16 protein-coding genes are annotated in these 20,812 nt (G+C 60.2%); 5 read left to right on the forward strand and 11 right to left on the reverse strand.

The genetic code is table 11. The annotated features are described in order from the left end of the window. The first annotated feature begins 498 nt into the window (after positions 1-498). Positions 499-843 (forward strand): H-NS family nucleoid-associated regulatory protein, encoded by a 345-nt coding sequence (locus XH83_RS20310; RefSeq protein WP_194402563.1) that lies wholly within the window; start codon positions 499-501, stop codon positions 841-843. Positions 844-899: 56 nt separating this feature from the next. On the opposite strand, the gene XH83_RS20315 is transcribed toward XH83_RS20310, so the two are convergent. Continuing rightward, the gene (locus XH83_RS20315; RefSeq protein ID WP_194402564.1) at positions 900-1,121 is read right to left on the reverse strand and encodes a hypothetical protein; all 222 of its coding nucleotides are present in this window, start codon (positions 1,119-1,121) and stop codon (positions 900-902) included. 275 nt (positions 1,122-1,396) lie between these two features. Here XH83_RS20315 and XH83_RS20320 point away from each other — a divergent pair, with 275 nt between their 5' ends. The 3 genes from XH83_RS20320 to XH83_RS20330 are packed head-to-tail and all read left to right on the forward strand — an operon-like array spanning position 1,397 to position 4,341. Next, positions 1,397-2,236, forward strand: a complete 840-nt coding sequence (locus tag XH83_RS20320) for a 2OG-Fe(II) oxygenase (protein ID WP_246776274.1) — start codon at positions 1,397-1,399, stop codon at positions 2,234-2,236. 55 nt (positions 2,237-2,291) lie between these two features. Then, a complete protein-coding gene (locus tag XH83_RS20325) occupies positions 2,292-3,338 on the forward strand; it encodes a hypothetical protein (RefSeq protein WP_246776275.1) in 1,047 nt (348 codons plus the stop codon). Between the two features lies 1 nt (position 3,339). Continuing rightward, positions 3,340-4,341, forward strand: coding sequence for a methionyl-tRNA formyltransferase (locus XH83_RS20330; protein WP_194402565.1), 1,002 nt, complete (start codon positions 3,340-3,342; stop codon positions 4,339-4,341). Positions 4,342-4,389: 48 nt separating this feature from the next. On the opposite strand, the gene XH83_RS20335 is transcribed toward XH83_RS20330, so the two are convergent. The 10 genes from XH83_RS20335 to XH83_RS20380 form a co-directional block, all read right to left on the reverse strand. Continuing rightward, positions 4,390-5,004: a transglutaminase-like cysteine peptidase gene (locus XH83_RS20335; RefSeq protein ID WP_194402566.1), complete on the reverse strand. Its 615-nt coding sequence runs from the start codon at positions 5,002-5,004 to the stop codon at positions 4,390-4,392. A gap of 817 nt (positions 5,005-5,821) precedes the next feature. Then, a complete protein-coding gene (locus tag XH83_RS20340; protein WP_194402567.1) occupies positions 5,822-7,135 on the reverse strand; it encodes an HlyD family type I secretion periplasmic adaptor subunit in 1,314 nt (437 codons plus the stop codon). Then, complete coding sequence (locus XH83_RS20345; RefSeq protein ID WP_194402568.1) at positions 7,132-8,835, reverse strand: type I secretion system permease/ATPase; 1,704 nt, start codon at positions 8,833-8,835, stop codon at positions 7,132-7,134. The genes XH83_RS20340 and XH83_RS20345 overlap by 4 nt, the downstream gene beginning before the upstream one ends. A 326-nt stretch (positions 8,836-9,161) precedes the next feature. After that, a complete protein-coding gene (locus XH83_RS20350) occupies positions 9,162-11,696 on the reverse strand; it encodes an Ig-like domain-containing protein (RefSeq protein ID WP_194402569.1) in 2,535 nt (844 codons plus the stop codon). 674 nt (positions 11,697-12,370) lie between these two features. Next, positions 12,371-13,138, reverse strand: a complete 768-nt coding sequence (locus tag XH83_RS20355; RefSeq protein ID WP_194402570.1) for a methyltransferase domain-containing protein — start codon at positions 13,136-13,138, stop codon at positions 12,371-12,373. After that, positions 13,131-14,420 (reverse strand): O-antigen ligase, encoded by a 1,290-nt coding sequence (locus tag XH83_RS20360; RefSeq protein WP_194402571.1) that lies wholly within the window; start codon positions 14,418-14,420, stop codon positions 13,131-13,133. The genes XH83_RS20355 and XH83_RS20360 overlap by 8 nt, the downstream gene beginning before the upstream one ends. Before the next feature lie 79 nt (positions 14,421-14,499). Then, the gene (locus XH83_RS20365; RefSeq protein WP_194402572.1) at positions 14,500-15,459 is read right to left on the reverse strand and encodes a right-handed parallel beta-helix repeat-containing protein; all 960 of its coding nucleotides are present in this window, start codon (positions 15,457-15,459) and stop codon (positions 14,500-14,502) included. Positions 15,460-15,490: 31 nt separating this feature from the next. Beyond that, entirely contained in the window at positions 15,491-16,495 is a 1,005-nt protein-coding gene (locus XH83_RS20370) for a glycosyltransferase family 2 protein (RefSeq protein ID WP_194402573.1), read from the reverse strand. Positions 16,496-16,563: 68 nt separating this feature from the next. Further along, positions 16,564-17,733, reverse strand: coding sequence for an acyltransferase (locus tag XH83_RS20375; protein WP_194402574.1), 1,170 nt, complete (start codon positions 17,731-17,733; stop codon positions 16,564-16,566). 59 nt (positions 17,734-17,792) lie between these two features. Beyond that, positions 17,793-19,352, reverse strand: a complete 1,560-nt coding sequence (locus tag XH83_RS20380) for a bifunctional 2-polyprenyl-6-hydroxyphenol methylase/3-demethylubiquinol 3-O-methyltransferase UbiG (RefSeq protein WP_246776276.1) — start codon at positions 19,350-19,352, stop codon at positions 17,793-17,795. A gap of 139 nt (positions 19,353-19,491) precedes the next feature. Between XH83_RS20380 and XH83_RS20385 the strand changes: the two genes are divergently transcribed. Continuing rightward, positions 19,492-20,811 (forward strand): glycosyltransferase family 4 protein, encoded by a 1,320-nt coding sequence (locus tag XH83_RS20385; protein ID WP_194402575.1) that lies wholly within the window; start codon positions 19,492-19,494, stop codon positions 20,809-20,811. The last annotated feature ends 1 nt before the right edge of the window (position 20,812 follow it).

Consider the following 20,812-nt stretch of genomic DNA (forward strand, 5'->3'; position numbering starts at 1 on the left):
GGCCTTCACGATTCAAATCTAACATTCGACGAAGTTTTAGCGAAAGCGAGGCCTTCGAAGGCCCCGCTTCTGAAAGGGAGAAAAGTAATACTATTCATCAAAGCAAAGCTGGGCAAGTAATTGCGAAAATGGCTGCTGCGTCTTTTCACGGCTCGTCGGTCGCAGGGGCATCGTCAGCAATGAGTAGGTGTTCACATGTATTCTTCGGCTATTTTGCGTCAAACTCATCAAGCCCTGATCATTCGATTCACTGAATTGCAGAACCTACGTAGTCGCGTGTCGATGGCCGAGCAGCGGTTGCTCGCGCCCAGGCGGCGACCCCAGGTGCGGGCGCTTGGAAGGCGATTGCGCATTCGAAGGCACGGGCCCGGCCGGTAACTCCAACCGCCCAAGTTGAAATCGGCACAGGCGCGCGCGAGTGGATCGCGCTTGCCGGACCCCCGCTGGACCTGATAATCCCCCTCTGTTTCGGTTCGGGGGCATTGGGGGACGGCTTCCATGGAGAACGACGACTGGGCGTCCATGACCACAGCCGAGCTGTGGCGACTTTACGACGAGGTCACGACTGTTCTTGGCCGCAGGATGACCGCGGAGAAGGCCAAACTCGAAGAACGGCTTCGCAGGATTGAGGGGACGGCCGCTGCGGCCCAGAACGAGGAACGTTCTCGCCGCCCCTACCCCCCAGTGTTGCCGAAATACCAGAACCCGAAAGATCCCTCGGAAACTTGGTCGGGTCGCGGTAAGCAGCCCCGATGGCTGAAGGCTCAGCTTCGAGCCGGTAAGAAGCTGCATGATCTCCTGATCGATCGGTCGTCCGCACAAAGGCGTCGCCGGACCGGTTGAGCCCGGCCCCGCTGCGGCAGCCTACGCACCCACGGCTGCCCGTTGCACCGCAGAATCTACCGGTCGTGATCTTCTTTCCCGTTGGGGCTGCCGTCACCGCCGCCATTGCCGAAGCCATTGTTGCCCCGCACAATGCGACCGCCTGAACTGGCTATCGCAGCCGAGGTCAGCGAGGTGGAGAGCAACAGCGTGACGGCTGGCGGGGTCACGGCGGCAAACTTGCCGCAGCTCTTCAGGAATTCACGACGATCGTCGCCTTCTGCATCGAAATGGGTCATAAGCTCGTCCTACTCCAATCCCAGCCCCACTCAAGATAAACCGCGGCTCACCAGCGGGCAAATTAAATATGCAAATTTTGATGGTTTAATTTCGGCCAATCCCATTTGCGCCGGGATCCAACGGCAACCTAGATGACACCCCTGTTGCGCCTGAACTCAGACTCCGATGTATTTACTTTTGACATTTAATTTTCGATGATTTAATATTACATTTAATCTGGGAGGGGGCGACAGCCCGGGGATAGCGTCCCCAGGCACAGTGGGAGTCTGCGGAATTGCATGTTGATTTCCAGCTTCACTCGCTGAGCGGCCTCTTTGCCCGCGTCGATTCTCTGCGCGACGAATATGTAGTCGCCAAACCTTGGCCCCACATAGTCGTCAACGACGCCTTTCCCGAGAGGCTGTTGGACATGGTCGCGGCCGAATGCACCGCCCTCCAAGAGGCGCGTCTGATTACCACGAATACTGATTGCTTGGTGAAGCAGGAGATATCGGATGGATTGGGGCCGGCCACCCAGCATCTGCTGAACCTGGTGGACAGTCCCCGCTTCCGAGAATTGATTTCGGCGGTCACGGGCGTTCGCGATCTTCTTTGCGATCCGACACACAAATTTGCGGGAGTACATCGAACGCCTCCAGGGGGCTTTACGAAGATTCACCGCGATTTCGAAGTTCACCCGACGACCGGGCTGTTCCACCGGGTCAATTTGCTCGTCTATCTCAATCGGGATTGGCCCGAAGCTTACGGCGGTAGCCTCGAATTGTGGCCTGCGGATATGTCCGCGCTTGGATGCCGCATCTTCCCGCGGTTCAACACCATGATCCTCTGGGAGACGCACGGCGCCACCCTCCACGGCCTTCCGGATCCGGTCACCTGCCCGCCTGGTCGAATGCGCCTTTCAGTCGCATCCTATTACTACACGACGACGCGCCGCGTCGCCGCGTCGGGCGAACGCCGCGTCCGGTATTGGGCCGCGCGACCAGGTGAGGATCAAGTGATCGAGCGAATGTGTTGGCAGGATCACCTTCGTACGCTCATACCCGACCCACTCTACAACGTGCTCCGGGCAGCGCGCGATCGGATATCCGGAGTGCGCCGGTCGAAAGAACCATGAAGCTGGCCTCTTTCAGCGGCAACAGCAGGATCGATCAATGACCGGGAATCGAACAATGGCCGTGCAGTTGCGACCTGGCGATGCGGAAACGGGGGTTCTTCGCAGGCCGGGCTTCTCGCCTGTTCGACTGCGAACGCTGATGAAGCTCGCCCTCGCCGACACCGGGCTGGATATGTCGGGAATGACTGTGCTGACCGAAGCCGCGACCGGCGCGTATGCCGTGACCCCGGTGCTTGCTGCAATGGCCGGAGCCAAGCACGTCTACGCGTTCACGAAATCTGGCCGCCATGGGACCGTGTCCGACGCCAAGCGGGAGACTTTGGAGCTCGCAGCCCCACTGGGCGTCGCTGATCGCATCGAGATTCTGGGCACGATAAGTCCTGAGGTACTCCACAGCGTCGACATCTTAACCAACAGTGGCCACCTTCGTCCTCTTACAGCCGAGTTGATCGCACAACTGCGGGATGACGCCGTGATTGCCTTGATGTTCGAGGCTTGGGAATTTCGTCATGAGGACCTCGATATCGAAGCGTGCGCACGGCGCAAGATCCCGGTGGTCGGCGTCAACGAGCGGCACCCCGCTGTCGATGTCTTCTCGTTCCTGGGCCCGCTCGCCGTGAAGCAGTTGCACGACTGTGGTCTGGCGGTCCTCGGCAACAGAATCGGCCTGCTCTGCGACAATGACTTCCTTGCCCCGGTGCAGAACGGGCTTCAACGCCTCGGCGCGAACGTCGAGGCGTTCAACAGCGTTGCGGCGGTCCATCCCGGCGCGTGGGACGCCTTCGTAGTCGCGTTGCGGCCCGCGGACTCGCCGCGCGTCGGCCAGGGAGAGGCTGCGCATCTGGCTGCATGCGCACCTGCCGGCGCGATTGTGGTGCAGTTCTGGGGCGACATCGATCGAGCGGCGCTGCAAGCCAATGGTCTCGCGGTCTGGCCCACGCAATCTGTCGGACAGGGCCACATGGGCATTCTTCTGTCCGAGATCGGTCCCGAGCCGATCGTACGATTGCAAACGGGCGGCTTGCGCGCGGCCGAATGGGTTCGCCGCGGCGGTGCCTTGACGCGAGATGGATTCGCCCAGCTCGTACCATGGCAGGGGTGACATGACAGAGCGGCTCCAGCCCGACGTCGTACTCCTCGCGGACGGACCGACCGGCTTCACGGCGCTTCGCTCATTGGCGGCGCGGTGCCGCGTAGTGCAGATCTTCCGAAAACCGAACCAGCCCGAGGCGGGCGCGCTAAGGTCATTTGCGAACAATCGCGACATCCCGATCGCGGAGCTGCAGGAACTGGCACAACTTCGGAAAGTGATCGCGGACGCGCGCCCGGCGGCCGTTGTGATTTCTTCGTTCGATAGGATCATCCCGCCGCACATTCTCGCATTGTGCCGCTTCGTCAACGTCCACTATTCACTTTTGCCGCACTATCGCGGTCGCGCCAACGTCAACTGGGCGATCATCAATGGCGAGACGACTGCCGGCATCAGCATTCATCTCGTCTTCCCGGAGCTCGACGGCGGCAATCTGCTGTTTCAGCAGGCTATCCCGATCGGTCCGGATGATACGGTCACCGCGCTCTACGAGCGCCTCAACGCGATTCAGGAACGTGAACTCGGCGGAGTCGTGGTACGAGCGATCACCGGTTACCAGGGCACGTCTCAAAATACCGACCATGCCTCCTATGGCTGCGCCCGTGTTCCGGAAGATGGAGAGATAGACTGGCGGCAACCTACCGATACCATCGACCGGCTGATCCGCGGCTTAACGCCGCCATTTCCTGGTGCCTTCACCCATCTTGGCGGCCATCGGCTCATTATTGCCAACGCTTCACCTCGGGTTGACGCGCCCTGCTATATCGGCCGCGTACCAGGCCGGATCGTCGGGCGGTCGCCTACCGATGGCTGGGTGGATGTGTTGACTGGCGACGGCGTGCTGCGCCTGTTCAGCGTCCTTTCTCCCAATTCCGAGCGGCCGTGTGCTGCCGCTTCCGTCATCGGATCGACGCGAGCGACCCTCGGGCTGTCACGTCTAGACCTTCTCCACCGGATCGTCGCGCTTGAAGATAGGCTCGCTTCGCTGGAGCAGCTCAAATGCGCTCCCGAGTAAGCACAACCGTTCGGGCCAGGGAAGGCTCAGAGCATTAGCGCTCCGGTCTCATACCCCTTCCCGTCCAACGGTGGCCCACAGCCCGTCACGGCCCGGGCTCTGCACGCGAACCCAGCGATAGGACGTCCGCGACCACGGCTTGATCTGTGACGTGAGATTGTCGAGGACGAGATCGCCGCTTCTGGTGCGCACGAGAAGCACCAGATGATGTTCACCGGAACCGACGACGACTTCGCCTAATAGGAGGACGCGCGAGGGCCAGCCGCGCCGAAGCAATTCGTGGCGCTTGCTCACCGCGTAATCGTTGCAATCGCCACGCGCGGGGTGGATAGTCCATGCCTCGCCCGAAAGACCAAGCTCGTTGCGGACCGGTTCTATCGCCAGATTGACGGTACGATTGATCTCCCGCAGGTCTGCCCATCGCTTCTCGGTCAACCGGATCGGGCCGCCTCGAAAGGAGCGTCGCGGGCGACATTCGGCCTGATAGCGCAGGCAAAACACCGTGTAAGTAAGGGGCGGCAGAGCCGGGCGCCCCAGCTCGATGTGCGCAGAATCCGTCTGGGGAACTCCTGGCATAACCAGCAAAGCCGCTCGCGACCACTGAACGCCTCCGATGACGATTGCTATGGCCGCTGCGATGACCGGGCCCGAGGTTCGCTGCATCTGCCGATCCCCCTCCGTGCGTCAAACCGTGTCGGTCCAGCCAGCGCAAACGACCGACCCCCACAATTTCCATTTAATACATTATATTCCATTATATTTAAATCGCAATAAATATTAAATTCGCCTCTCATACGACACGCAACTGTGGCGCCGCTTCAACTGACACGCGGAAAAAGGGGAACGACACCGCTTCGATCGGGGCTGTATATTCGGTTGCATAGTGTTGAAGCGGCGCGCGGCAAAGGGCTCGCCCCGCACAGCGGCGCAATAATTGTTAGCCACCAATTTAATTTAATCGTTGATTTGAATAATTACCGGGGTCAAACCATCAAACGGGCGATCTCGGGCGGGACCAGTCACATGCCGGTCGAACTACTCGTCATTCTTGGAGCTGAAGCTTCGCTACTGGGCTTCGTAGCCACAATGAGGCTGCATGCCAGGCGAATGGACGTCCTGAGCGGACGATCATTCGAGCGCCCCATCGTCTCGCGGGGAGAGAAACGACATCCAGCGCGGTCGCTCCGTCGAAAGATCCGCGATTTACCGCGGTTCACTGGGAGGCAGACGATCTCATTACGCTCGTTCCACCGGATTTTCTACAGCGCGCCGATAGCCAAAATGCTGCTACGGCTCCTTCAAACCAGAGTGCCATCGCCGGTCCGGTTTCAGACGCGCGCGCGTCGGGCCGGCGCGCCCGTCCTCGGTGCTTGCGACCGCCCGGCCGCGCCTTCTTCGGCTGGTCGCAACACCGACGCGCAGGGAAAACACGCCGGTCCCCGATCCATGCAGTCGAGCGCTACTGCCATCTTGCACCAACTCAGCGCTCCTTGAACGCCCTCCCGGCCTGATCCTGCAGCGGCTTCAGCAGGTATGAAAGCGCGGTCCGGCCTGCCGTCTTGATGAAGACCTCGACTGGCATGCCGGGCAGCAACTTTGCGGCCCCGAGCTCCGCGAGCGCTTCCGGCTTCAGCAGGACGCGGCCTGTGTAGTAACTCGTGCCGGCACGCTGATCCTGCGTGATGTCTGCCGAGACCATGCTGACCTCGCCATCAATTTCGGGCGTGGTCTTCTGGTTGAAGGCTGCGAAGCGCATTGTCGCAGTCTGCCCCACATAGACCTGGTCGATATCCTTCGGTGCGATCTTGACCTCGACCGCAAGCGAGTCCGCATCGGGGACGATCAGCATGATTTGCTCGCCAGGAGATATCACCCCTCCGACCGTATGGACGCTGAGCTCATGGACGCGGCCGGATTGCGGCGCCCTGATATCGACGCGATTCAACTGGTCGACCGCCGCTGTCTTGCGCTCGCCCAGCTCGGAGAGTTTCGAGCGCGTTTCGATCAGGTCCTTGCCGACCTCCGTTCGGAGGTCTTGGTCGATCTGAATGATCTGGAGTCCGATTTCGGAGATCTTGCCCTTCGACTGAGCGATCATTCCTGCGAGCTGGCTGCGCTCGCCTTCGATGCGGGCGGAGTCGCGCTCGAGGGAATTGAGCCGCGTGATCGGCACCAGATTCTTCTGCCAGAGGCTGCGCACACCCTCAAGCTCCTGGCGGATGAATTCGACTTCCTTCTGCTTGGCCTCGGTCTGACCCGTATAGCCCTTGATTTCGTTTTCCAGCTGCGCGCCTTTCTCCTGCAGTTGCGCTTTTTGGCCGCTCCTCGCCTGACGGCGAAGGTCGAACAGCTTCCGCTCCGCGGTGATCGCACGGCTCGCCTCGGAGTTGCTCTCCCTGGCCCGATCGAGCAGCAATTTTGGAAACACGACCTGCTCGGCACCATCGCGCTCGGCCTCGAGGCGCGCCTGCCGCGCCAGCAGCTCATCGATGCTATTGGTGACGATCGTCGCATTTGCGAGCGTCTGCGTCTCGTCGAGACGGATCAAAATGTCGCCCGCCTTGACCCGATCGCCCTGGCGCACGCGCAACTCTCCCACGATTCCGCCGGTGGCGTGCTGAACCTTCTTGACGCTCGAATCCACCACGACGACGCCTTGAGCGATCACCGCGCCCGCCAATTGGCTTGTCGTTGCCCAACCGCCGATCCCAAAAGTGACCAGACCCAACATGATCATACCGACGATCATGTAACGCTGGATCGATTGCATCGCCGGCGCCACCATGCCGCTCATCGGCTGCCTCCTTGAGCTTCCGCCACCACCTTGAGCGGCACGGGATTCCGCAAGACCTTCTTAAGGACCTCCTCTCTCTTTCCGAAGGACTGAACCCTGCCCTCCCCAAGGCACAAGACATGGTCTACGGCTTCAAGCGCCTTTGGTCGATGGGCGACAACGACGACTATCCCGCCGCGGCGGCGCACCTTTAGGATCGCCTCGGTCAGCGCCTCTTCGCCCTCGGCATCGAGATTTGACGAGGGCTCATCGAGCACGACCAGGAACGGCTCGCCGTAGAAGGCACGTGCGAGCCCGATACGCTGCCGCTGCCCAGCCGACAGCGCCAATCCCCCCTCGCCGATTTTCGTGCCGTACCCATCCGGAAGCGAAAGGATCAGATCGTGCGCACCCGCGGCATGCGCGGCCTCCAGCACTGCGGCGGCCGTGGCCTGCGGATCGAACCGCGCAATGTTCATCGCAATGCTGCCGTCGAACAATTCGACATCCTGGGGAAGGTAACCAATGTGCTTGCCGAGGGCGTCCGAAGACCAGTGCTCCAGTGCGGCGTTGTCCAGCCGTATCCGGCCTCGAATGCACGGCCATACACCCACCAGCGCTCGGACGAGTGTCGATTTTCCGGATCCGCTCGGTCCAATGATTCCGACAGCCTGCCCGCTCCGCAGTTGGAACGACACTTCATTGACGGTGGGCCTCTCCGAGTTCGGCGCGCCAATAGAGAGATGCTCGACGGTGAGAGCTTGAACAGGAGGAGGCAGTGCCAGCCGTTCTTCCTCGGTAGGCAGAAGCTTCAGCAAAGCATCGAGCCGTTGTCCCGACTGCCGCGCGGCGACGAACCCTTTCCAGTTCGCAATGGCCAGTTCGACGGGCGCCAAGGCCCGCGCGCTGAGGATCGACCCGGCAATGATGATGCCGGCCGTCGATTCCTGGTTGATGACAAGGACTGCGCCAACGGCAAGAACCAGCGATTGCAGGATCGCCCGGAAGATCTTGGAGGCGCCTCCGAGGCTGTTTGCGACATCGCTGGCGCGCTCATGGGCTGCGAGATACTTCGCGTTGACATCCCGCCACCGCAGCGCCGCCTGCTGCCGCATGCCCATGGCTTGCAGAACTTCGGCATTTCGTCGGCCCTCGAGCGCCAATGCCGTTCGCGAAACTGCGAGACGCGAGGATGCTCTTGCCGGCCCCCGCGTCCGAGTCTCCGTGAGCATCGTGATGCCGACGAGCACCAGCGCGCCGGTCAACGCGGTGACGCCGATCCAAAAGTGAAAAAGAAAGCAAACGCCGAGATAGATCGGCATCCAGGGCAGATCGAAGAGCGCCGTCGGCCCGCCGCTCGACAGGAAGCTGCGGACCTGATCAAGATCCCGCACCGGCTGCAAGCCGTCGCCATCGGCCCTGGTCTTCAAAGGCAGGCGAACAAGCGCATCGAATATGCGAATGCCGAGCCGTTCATCAAAATACCGGCCGACCCGCGCGCTGATCCTGCTCCTGACGAAGTCCAGCCCACCCTGAAACAGGTAAAGGACCGTAGCCAGAACCATCAAGGCGACCAAAGTCGGTATGCTGCGCCCGGGCAGCACGCGATCATAGACTTGCAGCATGAAGAACGAGCCGGTGAGCATGAGGAGATTGCTCATGCCGCTGAAGGCCGCGAGCGCCCAGAATATCCTGCGGCAAGACCGCAGGAATGCGGACATCTCTGACTGCGGCTCCTCATAGCTCTCCATCGGCCGGAAACGACCGACGAATATCCGTTTCCGAAGGGCTTCAACGAAGCGCCTTGCCCAGCCGACGAGCCGCGACGTCGGGGGTTCGGCCTCATTCGCCAGCCGGCGCCCGGCCGACCACAGTCCTGACAAATGCATAATTGGGATTCGATAAAGATTCGCGGGCGGGGGAATTATCCCCCGCCGTCCAGTATCAGTCATGACACCTGCCCTTTAGTCATGCCTATGCGGGGGATCCCCTGAGAGATCCCCCAAGGCAATTGTTGAGTACCAATTTTTGTCTGACGAGCCGTCCCCTACGCGAAGTGGAAGTCGTGGCTGTTCAGCTTGTCGAGCTGCGTGTTCTTCAGCGTGAGGGTGTCGCTCCCCGTCGCGATGACGACGTCGTGGCCCGACTGGGCCGCGTGGGAGAGAACGCTCGCAAAACTGTCGAATACGCTTTTGCTGAACTCGATCGTGTCGTGACTAGGTCCGCGGGCAGCGAAGTCCTTGATAACGTCCTGGCCGAAGTTCGACGCAAACTGGAACGTGTCCGCTCCCGCTTTGCCAACCATGACATCGTTGCCGGTGGTGCCAGTCAGCGTGTCGCTGCGGCCCGAGCCGATCATCGCCGCGCCCGAGCTGGTTCCGACCACGTGGTCTGCGGTGTCGACCTGCTCCGCGGTAAAGGCGTGGGACTTACCCGACAGGTCGGAGGTCTGGAAGCTCCACTTGCCGTCGGCGTCCGTCGTGGACGAACCGACCGAGGTCGAGCCGTCATACAGCTTGATCTCGCTGTTGGGATCGGCCGTGCCCTTGATCGTCGCGGTGTAATCCGAGTGCTGGCGTACATTGGTGACTTCCACCGTCGAGGTGCCGCCACCGCTGTGCGAGCCGATCGGCGGATCGATCGGCTGCGACAAGGCGCTGGTGTTGCCGGCTGCGTCGGTCGCTGTCGCGGTGAAGGTGTGTGACCCGTGCTTGAGATTCGGGGTCGTCACGCTCCAGTCACCGTCACTTGCAACGGTCGTCGTGCCAAGCAGGGTCGCGCCCTCGTAGAGCTTGATCAAGCTGCCGGCTTCCGCCGTCCCGGAGACCGTGGCGCGGTTATGCGTGGTCGGATCGCTCAACAGCACCGGGGCATCGGGGGCAGCGGTATCCACCGTCACGTCCAGCGCAGTCGATGCCTTGCTGGTGACGCCAGAGACCGTGTCGGTCGCAGTGAAGCTGTGCTTGCCGTCCGGCAGCGCGGCGGTGGTGTAGTGCCACGCTCCATTCGCATCCGCCGTGGCCGTGCCGAGCTGGGTGGCGCCGTCGAGCACCTTGACCGTGCTGTTGGCAACCGCAGTCCCGGCCAGGGTCAGCGTCTTGTCGCTCGTGATGTGATCACCGGCAGTGCCGGTATCGTTTGAGAACGAGGCGATTTTCGGCGCGGCGGGCGCTGTGGTGCCCGTGCCCGATGTGCCCGAGCCGGTGGAGCCCGTCGTCCCAGAACCAATGACCGCATCCACGGCCGTCGACGCAGCACTGACGTTGCCGGCAACGTCGGTCGCTTTCGCCGTCAGGGCGTGCGAACCGGCCGACAACGCAGACGTCGTGACGCTCCACGCACCGCTCGAGTTGGTTGTCGCCGTCCCGATCTGGGTCGTTCCGTCAAACACCTTGATCGCGCTGTTCGCTTCGGCAGCCCCCGACAGAACGACTTGGTTGGCAGCGTTGACGGTGTCGCTCGCGATCGTCGGTGCAGCTGGCGCCTTGGTGTCGACGGTGACCGCCACCGCAGCCGATGCCGCGCTGGTTTGACCCGACGAGTTGGTCGCGGTCGCCGTCAGCGTGTGCTTAGCATCGGTCAAGACCTTGGTGATATAGTCCCAGCTTCCGGCCGAAGTCGCGGTCGCCGTACCGATCTGCGTCGAACCGTCATAGACTTTCACGGTGCTGCCAGCCGCGGCGGTGCCGTGCAGAGTGATCTGATTGGCGTCCGTGATGCCGTCGCCAGTCTTGCCCGTATCGGGTGACCAGGATGCGATGCCCGGCGCTGCCGGGACTTCGGGCGTTGCGGGGGGCATTGTCGGTGAGGTCGTTGTACCGCTATTTGCCGACGTATTGAGCGTCGACGCCAGCTGCGCGCCGTCCGTGTAATTCCCGGTGAACACCGAATTGTTCCCGCGGATCAACGCGTCGCCGTACTGCGCGCCACCAACGTGATTGTTGGTGAACGACACACCGGTGATCGAGGCGGTGCCCAGATTGGAGTCCGCGTATACAGTGTAGGCGCCACCAGTTAGCAGGTTGTTGGTGACTGTGACATTCGAGACCGGCCCGAAGCCGTTGTCGATCATGACCGCCGAGGTCCACCCCCACTGGTTGATGATCGAATTGCCGGTGATCTGAATGTTGGAGAGGCCTCCATCGATCTGGATGCCGTCATAGTGAGGCGACCCGCCTGCCTGGAGATCGTGGATGTAGTTGCCCTGGATGACGGAGTTGCTCCCGGGAACGATGCCATTCTCCACGTTGAAGATGTTATTTCCGATGAACGTGCCGCTCCCCATGATGCCCTGATTGCCCGTGCCATCCGGTGCCCGGCCGGTACCATCGATGGTGCAATTCTGGACGACTGCGCCCGTGACTCCGGAATCGATGGTCACCCCGGCCCATCCGCCCGACGTGATCTTGCAGTTCTCAAGCGTAACGTTGTCTGCCTTGATGTAGACGCTTCCGGTGATGTTGAGTCCCGAAACCACCGCTCCTGCCTGCGTAATCACCACGTCTCCCGAAGGAGTGAGCGTTACCCCCGCAGGCACGCCGGTGTTCGTTGCGTCAGGCCATGCATTCGTTGTGGTAGCCAAAATTGCCTCTCCGTCTTTTGTGTATTATTCCCCGTTAATCGCCGTCAGCATTTATTGCGGATCTACACTCGCGATTTAATCGCGATCGAAATACGCCGACGACGTGCTTGCGCGGCGTTAATGGTCGTCAGCAGAAGGCCTTTTTTTGACAAGACCACGGCTCCGCCAAGGTCATTTCGCCGCAAACACCGCCAGATTCTTGTTTTCGGAAATGCGGTGCAAAAATCTACGCCACGGGAATCAAAAGCGATTTCGTTTTAGCGGCGATCAGATTGGCGTAAAATACCCCCGTCGTGCACTTCACAGAAAAATCGCTCCAGCTAGCGACCGAGACGACGAGCACGATTGACGAGCAGGCGCGAAGACCAATTTCATCGACCGCCGCGCATTAAATAAACCAACGATGTAAATAAACGTGTTAGCGCATTATTAAATGGAGCGCGCGAATCGTCGATGCAGCACGATACTCCGCACATGGTCGTCGTGATTGGCGACGCCCAAGATGACGCAGTGAATGAACTTCAATGATGGGGTGTGATCGCTTCGACTTCGCTCGAGCGCAGAACAGGAGAAGGAGTCGCCTCAAATAACGGCTCGGACGAGAGTCGGCGGCAAGAGCTGCCGCCCAACCCCGGATCGTTTTCGCCGGCGACCAATCAAAGGGCTACCGGCGTCTAAGCCCTCCGGCACAGAAATACTTTCTCACCCCGGATAAGCCCATATTGCGCAACTTGCGGCTCGACCGCGGTATATTCATCAACGACGAAGCCCGCGCGTTCCAGGCGGCGCCGGAAATCACGACCGAAGAAGCGGACGTGATCATGCTGATTAAAGTACAGAATCCGATCCTCTACTGTTCTCTGCCTCGACCGATCCTCAAACGTCTCCTGCCAACCTTCAATGAGCGGGATCATCGCGACCAAGGTGCCCCCCTTGCGCAGGATCCGGAATAGCTCGGGGATGGCCAGGCGATCGTTCACGTGCTCCAGGATGTGGCAGCAGATGATCAGATCGAACCTGTTATCCTCGAGATCGATCTTTTCGATGTTGATGTCGAGATCAGCGCCCCGCCCGCCGAATTCACAGGTGAGATAGCTGCGCGGCTTCCTCGCCTCTATATACCTCGTCACTCCCGTTTCAGGCGCGAAGTGAAGAATATCCTTTCCCGTAAACAAGTTCTGCTCGGCGTCGCAGAGCGCCAACAACCGGTGCCGCTCGTGTGACAGACAGTTCGGACAGAGCGAATCAAAGTTGATCCCCAATGCCAGCGGATTTGCGTATGCAAAGAAGCGGCCGCGATACCCGCATACCGGACAAGATCTCTCAAATCGTCCGAACAGGAAGCGGATCGTCCGTAGCCCGCTGCGCAATGACCAGACATAGGGGCGCAACCGTCCCTTGATGCTCCCAGTCGACGATGGCGCCACGTCAAAATTACTCATCTTGAACTCCCAACATCTGCCATTCCCTGAGCGAAGCACGCACTCCGATACAGACGCCCCAGAACGTCCACATGTAGTTCCAGAAATGCACCGTCAAACCTGTGAACAGGAAGACCATGCAGGCGATCGTAAAGCCCCTTTGAATCTCGGTCGAACGAAGTCCGGGCACAGGCAGCATCGCGGCGAGATTTAGGACGATAAGGAGGATGGTGACCGGTACGCCGTAATGCAGACTCGTGACGAGCCACACGCTGTCGACGGTTCGGTCGAGCAGATAATACCCGAACGTCACGAACCCCGCTCCGGTCAAGGGCGACTGCCACACCTGCGCAGAGACTGCGTCCCAGATCATGAGGCGATAGAATCCAGTCTGAGGCTCCAGGGTTGCGTGGGACAGCAGCCAGCTGAGAGGGTTGTTTGTCACAGAAGTGACGGCAACCAGGAACATGCCCGCCCCGGCCCAAAGGAGATGCCATCGCCAGGGGATGCGACACAACAGCCGATCGTAGGCGTAGCTCGACGTGACGAGGACCATTCCCATGACGGCGGCCGAAGATAGCGACAGAAATCCGCCGAAGAAGCATAGACACGCCCACGACAGACGCTCGATGGGGCTCGTCGTCGAGAACAGCACGATGGCCGCAGCCAGCGAACAGAACACGCCATAGAGAATTGGATGGTCGAATGTCGCTATTGCGCGCCGCAGACCCGCTCGCACTCCATCTGCACTCGACGTGCCGTCGTCCACGATGGCATCAGGCTGCGGCATGAGTGTCGCCACCATCTCGCGAACGACCCAATGCCCCGTCAACACGTCCGCTACCGCAACGCATATCGCAATCGCCGTGAATGCCTTGACCAGACGAATGAACTGCTGGACCGCCGGCGGCTCCAGAACGAAGGCTCGCGCGACAAAATAAGCCCCGACAAAGTCGAGGGCCTCTGCAACAGCGGAAAACGCCGATTGAGGTCCGGCGGCATAGGCGGCCGCTCCCACCATGGCGAGCGCAAGCGTCCCCGCCAACCCGTCCGACAGCAGGAGCCGCCGAGTGGGCTGCAATAACTGCGCAAGCGCCGGCATCAGCAGGAGTATGAGGGCTATCCTGGTCGGCGTTAGCTTTGCGCCCGCAATCAGCACCTGCAGCCCCGATGGCAAGACGATGCCCATGAGAAGGAGTGGGACGGCCCAACTGATGTGTTGGGGAAAGGTCGACCGGACCCCCGCCCCCGTCGCGCGCATTCGCGCGTGCCCCGCAAGGAAGGCATCGCTGGGATAGCTCATGAGGCGATCTCCCCGAAGGGGCTGACGCAGCCCATCAGGTCCGGCAGGCCCTGCGGTTGGCCAGCCACATGCGGGCGCTTCATCTGATCGCCTCCTGCCCCGCGACCTTGCCAACGTTCAGATTGCGGACCAGGTGCCAGCCGTCAGTCGCATTCCGGAGATAGGTGGGGCGATTTCTGCGAAACAAGGTTGGCCCATACTGTCCGGACCCGATGTGATTGTCAGTGATCGAAACACTCGATATCAGATTGTCGTTGAACTTCCCGTCCGAATAGATCGTATAGCTGCCGCCTGCGAGTAGATTGCCTTCGATCACAATATTGGAGACCGGGCCAAACTCATTGTCGATCATGATGGCGCCAGCCGCGCCATGCGAATTGATGATCGTGTTGTGCCGGATGACCGTGTCCGAGATGCCGCCATCGATCTGGATACCGTCGTAGTGTGGTGCTCCGCCGGCATTGAGATCGTGAATGAAATTGCCTTCGATCAGATTGTCCTTTCCGGTCAGCACGATTCCATTCTCGACATTGAAGATATTGTTACGTTGGAACGTGCCCTGTCCCATGATGCCCTGGTTTCCATTGCCATCGGGACCGGCACCTAGACCGTCGATCGAGCAATCCCTGACGACAATTCCTGTCCGATGCGGATCGATCTTGATGACGGCCCACGCTTTGGCCGAGATGCGGGACGTCTCGATCGTCACGTTGTCGGCGTTGACCGTTACGCCGCCCTGAATGTCCAGTCCCGAAATTGTCGTGCCGGCCACGGCAATCGTGAGCGGACCCGATGGCTTCAGCTTGAGATCACGAGGCGGCCCCGTGTTGCTTGCGTCCGGCCATTCTGAGGCGAATGCCGGCTTTGACGGGTTATTCGGTTCAGCTACCACACCGGCCGGGATTTGGAGCGCTGCGACCGCAGCGGCTACACGGGCAGCGTAGAGCGCAATTTCGCTCCTAGCACGCTTGCGTCCAAACGCATGCTCTCCGGCTCCTCGCCAGCTCCGCCAAGGTCCCGCTACGCCATTGGATCTCATCGTTCTTCTCACCTGCCGCAGTCCCACGCCCTCATGCCAGTTCGGCTCTCTGTACCTCGTAACCGCCAACCCACTCTCGCCGACGCCTCCAGACGGCTTCCCAGTACACCGCATTCTCCTGCCATTCCGCATTGCGCGCCAACGCGGCTGCCATGCTGTAGCCGTACCAGCGTGTGAGCGGCACGATCAGGTGCAACGCCTGCCCAATCGTCCGCGCGGGCCAGCCAAAGTGGCGGTTGATCAGGGTAATTCTCCCCTTGAACACCTTCACTCTCTTGTCGACGGGCACGACGTCCGATGCTCCGCCATAGTGGACAATGGTCGCCTCAGGAGTGATCGCAGGCCGCGCACCGAGCGATCGTGCGCGATGGCAAAGGTCCGCTTCCTCTCCGTACATGAAAAAGGTGGGGTCGAACCCGCCTAGCCTCTCCCACAGCGGCCGGTCGATCAGCAGAAAACACCCCGTAACGATGTCGACATGCCGCGAGGTATCTCGGTCCCAACCGCCATAGGCCTCGGAATTGAGAATCGGATTGCGACGACCGAAGTAGGTAAGCCCCAGCGCGAAGCACAACAAATTCCACAGACTGATTCTTCGAAAGCACGAGGTGCGATTGAGGCTGCCATCCGGAAAGACAGTGCGGCCGCCCCAGACGTGAAAGGAAGCGTTCGCGTCGGCGAACTCCAAAAGACGATCGATCGCGCAATCGAGAATGATGGTGTCAGGATTGAGGAGGAGCAATCGTCGGCCCCGCGCCTGTTTTGCAGCCAGATTGTTGGCGCGCGCAAAGCCGACATTACTGTCTAGTGCAATGAGCTTGACCTCTGGAAACTGGCGAGCAATTGCGGCGGCCGACTGGTCGGAAGAGTTGTTGTCGACGACGATCACCTCATAGCTTACCGTCACCGTCTCCGCGGCGATCGATGCCAAACAGTCGAGCGTCATCTCGCGGGTATTGTAGCTCACGACAATGATGGAGAGATCCAGCTGCCGATCCAACCCCTGACGTTCGTCATCATGGTATGCGTTGCACATAGCAGCTTCGCTCCTCTCGCCGCTCGTCGCGCTATCGCCTCGACCTGAGATCCGGTGCTGGTGTCATTTCACTCCGCTGCGCCGGCCCCGATTGTTCCTGTCAGACTGTTACTCTGCTCATGACGGCCCGCGGCTGGCTCACTCTCAACGCCTCGTCCGCTGCCTGTGCGTGCAATGTGCGATGACACCCAACGCGAAACCGACGCCTTTTGCTTCAGCGCCGGCGCTTCGACAAATCGCCAGGAGGCATACGCCAGAATGAGAGTTACCGATCCCGCTAGCAAGGCCAGCGGCCAGCCGGCTGCGAGATCAAATACCGTCAGGAATGCCAATATGACCGGTGAATGGATCAGGTATACCCCGTAGGACAAATCGTGCTTTAGTGGCACCCGGCTGGTGACCTCGGAGAGCCCGAGATAGACTACGACGTACGGTACACACAGCGGCAGCGCCACCGCACCCATCCCGCTCGCAAGACCAATCAACGCGAATCCCGAGGCGACTGCGGCTCCGATTCCGGAGAGCGGGATAGTCTGACGGTAGAGGTAGAGGTTCGTACCAGCGATAAAGTAGACGAAGAGGCCGATGAAATCCAAGAGCCGTTGCGGACAGGCGGCACGCAGCGATGGCGAGAGCGCCAGCCCAACATAGGCGAGATAGACCAGAGCGAAACTGATCACCGTCAGCACACGTTGGCGGAGAAAGCCGGCCACGCTCAGCGCCGCCAGCATCGCATATGACCAGACTTCGACATTGAGCGTCCATAGCGGTCCATTGACCTGCACCTCCTGTCCATGCCGCATCACGCCGGGCAGGTAGTGAGACATCAGGGTAAGAACGTTCTTCAGATACAGGTAGAGCTCGGCGCTACCGAAGTATTCAGCCAGGGAATAAGTCGTCAGGGCTGGCCCAAGCACGAACATGGACGTGATGACGACGACGAACAGTGCAGGCAGGATGCGCAACGCCCTATTTACGCCGAACCGGACGAGATCGCCGGATCGGGCCAGGCCAGGCGCCAGCAGGAAGCCGCTGACGCAAAAGAAGATGATGACTGCAAATAAACCAAGCTGGATGAACCCACCGCTGAACCGATAAAGGACGTCGTTCACTCCCCACCAAGCATGATGACCAACCACCACGAGTGCGGCCGCAAGTCGAATTTGATCAAAGCCGGGCCCTCGGGCCGAAAGGACGGCCAGCCGATCACCGATCGTCGTCGCCCTGACCGGAATCATCGATCTCTCGTTTCGTGATCTGCTGTCATTTTATCGGATACATTCAATGTTAAGCTGCACTAAATCGGTCCATTTTGGCCGAAATGCTGACCCTCCACCTCGGCCTTCTGATCCTGGAGGCCAGCAAATACGGCCGTCTCGTCGTCATTTGGTATCCCGCCCGAGACGGTGACGACGATCGAAGCCGCAAGGCCAAGCGAAACGAATTCCGGTGCGAAGGTACTCAGCCTAGAGGTCATGCCGAACAATCCATCGTCACGATCCGCTGGAATTCCGAACATCTTCTCAATTCGCAACCCCGCGTCGGTGCACCACCTCGCCAGCCGGCGCGCCGAAGCAAAATGAGCGCCGGCAGCGTCGTATCTGCCGCGCCGCCCGGATTGGAGACCCGCTCCGAGATAAGAACGAATGCCCCTGGGGGACATCGTATTGGGCATCTGGATCACTGCAATCGACTGCTCGTGCATGAACGTCTGCAGCTTCCGAAGCAGCTTTCGTGGATCCGGAGCCAGATGCAACACATTGAGGCAGAGGATGCAATCGAAGGCGCCGCGATTGGAATCGATGCTATCCAGATCGGCGTAGATCATCTCAATCCCGTCCCTGGCGGGCCCAGCCGCAATTACCGGATCCAGAGGGATCGCCGCGACATGCAGACCTCGCGCTTGCAGCCGCCTTTCTGTTCTGCCAGAGCCACAACCGAGTGAAAGAACGCTGCGTGCCGATACCGGCACGAGGGAGATCAACTCCTCGGATTCGGGTTCGTAATAGTTCTTGGAAAAACTTGCGCGGCGAAGGCGCGTCTCCGTTGGAAGCAGCGAGTAAGGTAGGCGACGGCCGTGCGCGATCTCCAGCAGAATCTCCTTCTGCATGCCAAGTTCGTCCAGTCCAACCCCCATCCGGCCGACATACCGGTTGGTGAGGTGATGGACCGTGAAATCGTCCAGGTGCGAGATTGGCACCAGCTTCTTCAGACCACATTGGGTGTATGGATCCGTGGCGGCCGAACAGGCGAGATCATACCTCCCCTGATGCGGAGCTACGTCGAAGCCGCCCGAACGCAGCGCCTTGCCCAGCTGCTCCCGGGTGAGAGCAAAGCAAGCGGCGTGCTCGTTGGTAAAATGCGCCAGAATATAGTCGCCACGCCATCTGACCGATGAGGGATCCCAGTGAAAGTGAGCGTGGATGTCAGGGTAGTTGCGCTGGCCGTCTTCAGCGAATTCGACCCGCAGAAATCCGGCTACTTCGTCTTCAGGCAGAATCGACGTTACATCCAGCCAGGCACGGATGTTCTTCTCTGTGATCAGAATATCGTCTTCAGAATAGATGAACAGATCGTACTGGTTATGACGTTCCACGAAGAGCTTCTTGTGTGCGAACGGCAGGGACCATGGGTCCTTGGTTGGCATGCCAACAATGCATTCCGCCCCGGCCGTCGGGCCCTTGTCGATGTTAGACAACACCACGATATCAATGGCGCAAGACATCGACCTGTACTCTCTAATGATCCGCTCGAGGTAGCGGTCATTCGACGTTCCATGGCTTGCAATCGCGACCAGCACGCGGACCGCGGTACCGCTGGTTGGGCTCGTCATGTGCTGGGCAGCATGTTCGTTCATTGCGCCGGGATCTCGGTGGAGGCGTCCAGCCATTTTCCAATTTAATATAAGCTCAGAGTATATAATAAAATTGGATCGGTCGAGATTATTGTGATTTAATTTTGGATTATTATCGCGCGACGCTCGGAGAACCTCTCGCATGAAGGTGCTGGTCTATCCGCATTCCATGGAACTGGGTGGATCGCAGCTCAACGCAGTCCAGCTTGCCGAGGCGGTTCGAGACCTGGGCCATCAGGTCACTGTGGCGTCGGAGACCGGGCCTCTTATGGACAGGGTAAGAGAGACGGGCCTCGAACACATTGAAATTCCCCGGCATCGAGCCCGCCCCTCGCCGCGTGTCAGCCAGATGCTCCGCAACATCGTTAACGAAGGCGGAGTGGACGTAGTGCACGGTCACGAATGGCCCCCTATAGTCGAGGCCTTTCTGAACGTTGGACTATCGACGCGAACTGCCGTGGTGGGAACGGTCATGTCGATGTCCGTTCCCTCTTTCCTACCTCGCAGTGTTCCCCTGACCGTGGGCACGGAGATGATCCGCCGCGCGGCCGTCGCTGCAGGACATCAAGATGTCACCCTGCTCGAGCCGCCAGTGGATACGAAATCTGACCATCCCCTCCTCGATGGCACGAGTTTTCGCGTCGCTCAGAATTTCGGACCTGACGAGATCGTCATTGCGATGGTCTGCCGGCTGGTGCCGAACCTGAAACTGGAGGGCCTGCTCTCGGCGTGTGATGCCGTCGGAGCAATGGGCCTCGATGGTCGTACGGTGCGGTTATTGATCATAGGTGATGGACCGGCCCGCCCGACCGTCGAAGCGCGGGCGGCCAGAATAAATGCGCTACTCGGCCGGACCGCCGTCATATTGGTGGGCGAGATGTCCGATCCCCGGCCCGGCTATGCTGCCGCGGATGTCATTATCGGCCAAGGTGGTTCGGCGCTGCGCGGCATGGCTTTTGGCAAGCCGCTAGTGATCATTGGCGAGGACGGGTTCAGTGAGCTGTTAACGCCTGAGAGTGCGCCGAAGTTCCTGCAGCAGGGTTGGTATGGGCTGGGAAAAGGCTCGCGTGGTGCCGGCCCCGATGCACTTCGGTCGGCTCTTGAGGTCGTTCTCGTATCAACGTCCCTTCGGCAGGAGCTTGGCAGTTTCGGCCGACGACTGGTGGAGAATCGCTTCAGCCTAGCACACGCGGCGAGGACGATAGAGCAAACCTATCTGCGCGCACTGCGCGGCAAGAGTGCGCGCGGGCGCCGACTGACAGATGCCGGTCGATGTGCTGCCAGCCTTGCCCGCTATAAGATACAACGAAAATATCAACGTTGGATGGGTTTGGCTTCCGCGGAGGACGATAATGATCGGTCGCGAATCTCCCAGGTGCTGTCCGCAGGAGCCGTCACCCCTTGTTCAGTCAGAGTCGCGCCGGATCCGGCAAGTGAGGTATCCCGGCAAACCGATTCCTGAC

This window comes from Bradyrhizobium sp. CCBAU 53351 (genome assembly GCF_015291745.1).
In the GTDB taxonomy this organism is placed as follows: Bacteria; Pseudomonadota; Alphaproteobacteria; order Rhizobiales; family Xanthobacteraceae; genus Bradyrhizobium.

Coding starts and splice junctions, on each gene's coding strand:
- XH83_RS20310 (WP_194402563.1), top strand. CDS start 499: ATGGAGAACGACGACTGGGCGTCCATGACCACAGCCGAGCTGTGGCGA.
- XH83_RS20315 (WP_194402564.1), bottom strand. CDS start 1,121: ATGACCCATTTCGATGCAGAAGGCGACGATCGTCGTGAATTCCTGAAG.
- XH83_RS20325 (WP_246776275.1), top strand. CDS start 2,292: ATGGCCGTGCAGTTGCGACCTGGCGATGCGGAAACGGGGGTTCTTCGC.
- XH83_RS20330 (WP_194402565.1), top strand. CDS start 3,340: ATGACAGAGCGGCTCCAGCCCGACGTCGTACTCCTCGCGGACGGACCG.
- XH83_RS20335 (WP_194402566.1), bottom strand. CDS start 5,004: ATGCAGCGAACCTCGGGCCCGGTCATCGCAGCGGCCATAGCAATCGTC.
- XH83_RS20340 (WP_194402567.1), bottom strand. CDS start 7,135: ATGAGCGGCATGGTGGCGCCGGCGATGCAATCGATCCAGCGTTACATG.
- XH83_RS20345 (WP_194402568.1), bottom strand. CDS start 8,835: ATGTCCGCATTCCTGCGGTCTTGCCGCAGGATATTCTGGGCGCTCGCG.
- XH83_RS20355 (WP_194402570.1), bottom strand. CDS start 13,138: ATGAGTAATTTTGACGTGGCGCCATCGTCGACTGGGAGCATCAAGGGA.
- XH83_RS20360 (WP_194402571.1), bottom strand. CDS start 14,420: ATGAGCTATCCCAGCGATGCCTTCCTTGCGGGGCACGCGCGAATGCGC.
- XH83_RS20365 (WP_194402572.1), bottom strand. CDS start 15,459: ATGAGATCCAATGGCGTAGCGGGACCTTGGCGGAGCTGGCGAGGAGCC.
- XH83_RS20370 (WP_194402573.1), bottom strand. CDS start 16,495: ATGTGCAACGCATACCATGATGACGAACGTCAGGGGTTGGATCGGCAG.
- XH83_RS20375 (WP_194402574.1), bottom strand. CDS start 17,733: ATGATTCCGGTCAGGGCGACGACGATCGGTGATCGGCTGGCCGTCCTT.
- XH83_RS20380 (WP_246776276.1), bottom strand. CDS start 19,352: ATGAACGAACATGCTGCCCAGCACATGACGAGCCCAACCAGCGGTACC.
- XH83_RS20385 (WP_194402575.1), top strand. CDS start 19,492: ATGAAGGTGCTGGTCTATCCGCATTCCATGGAACTGGGTGGATCGCAG.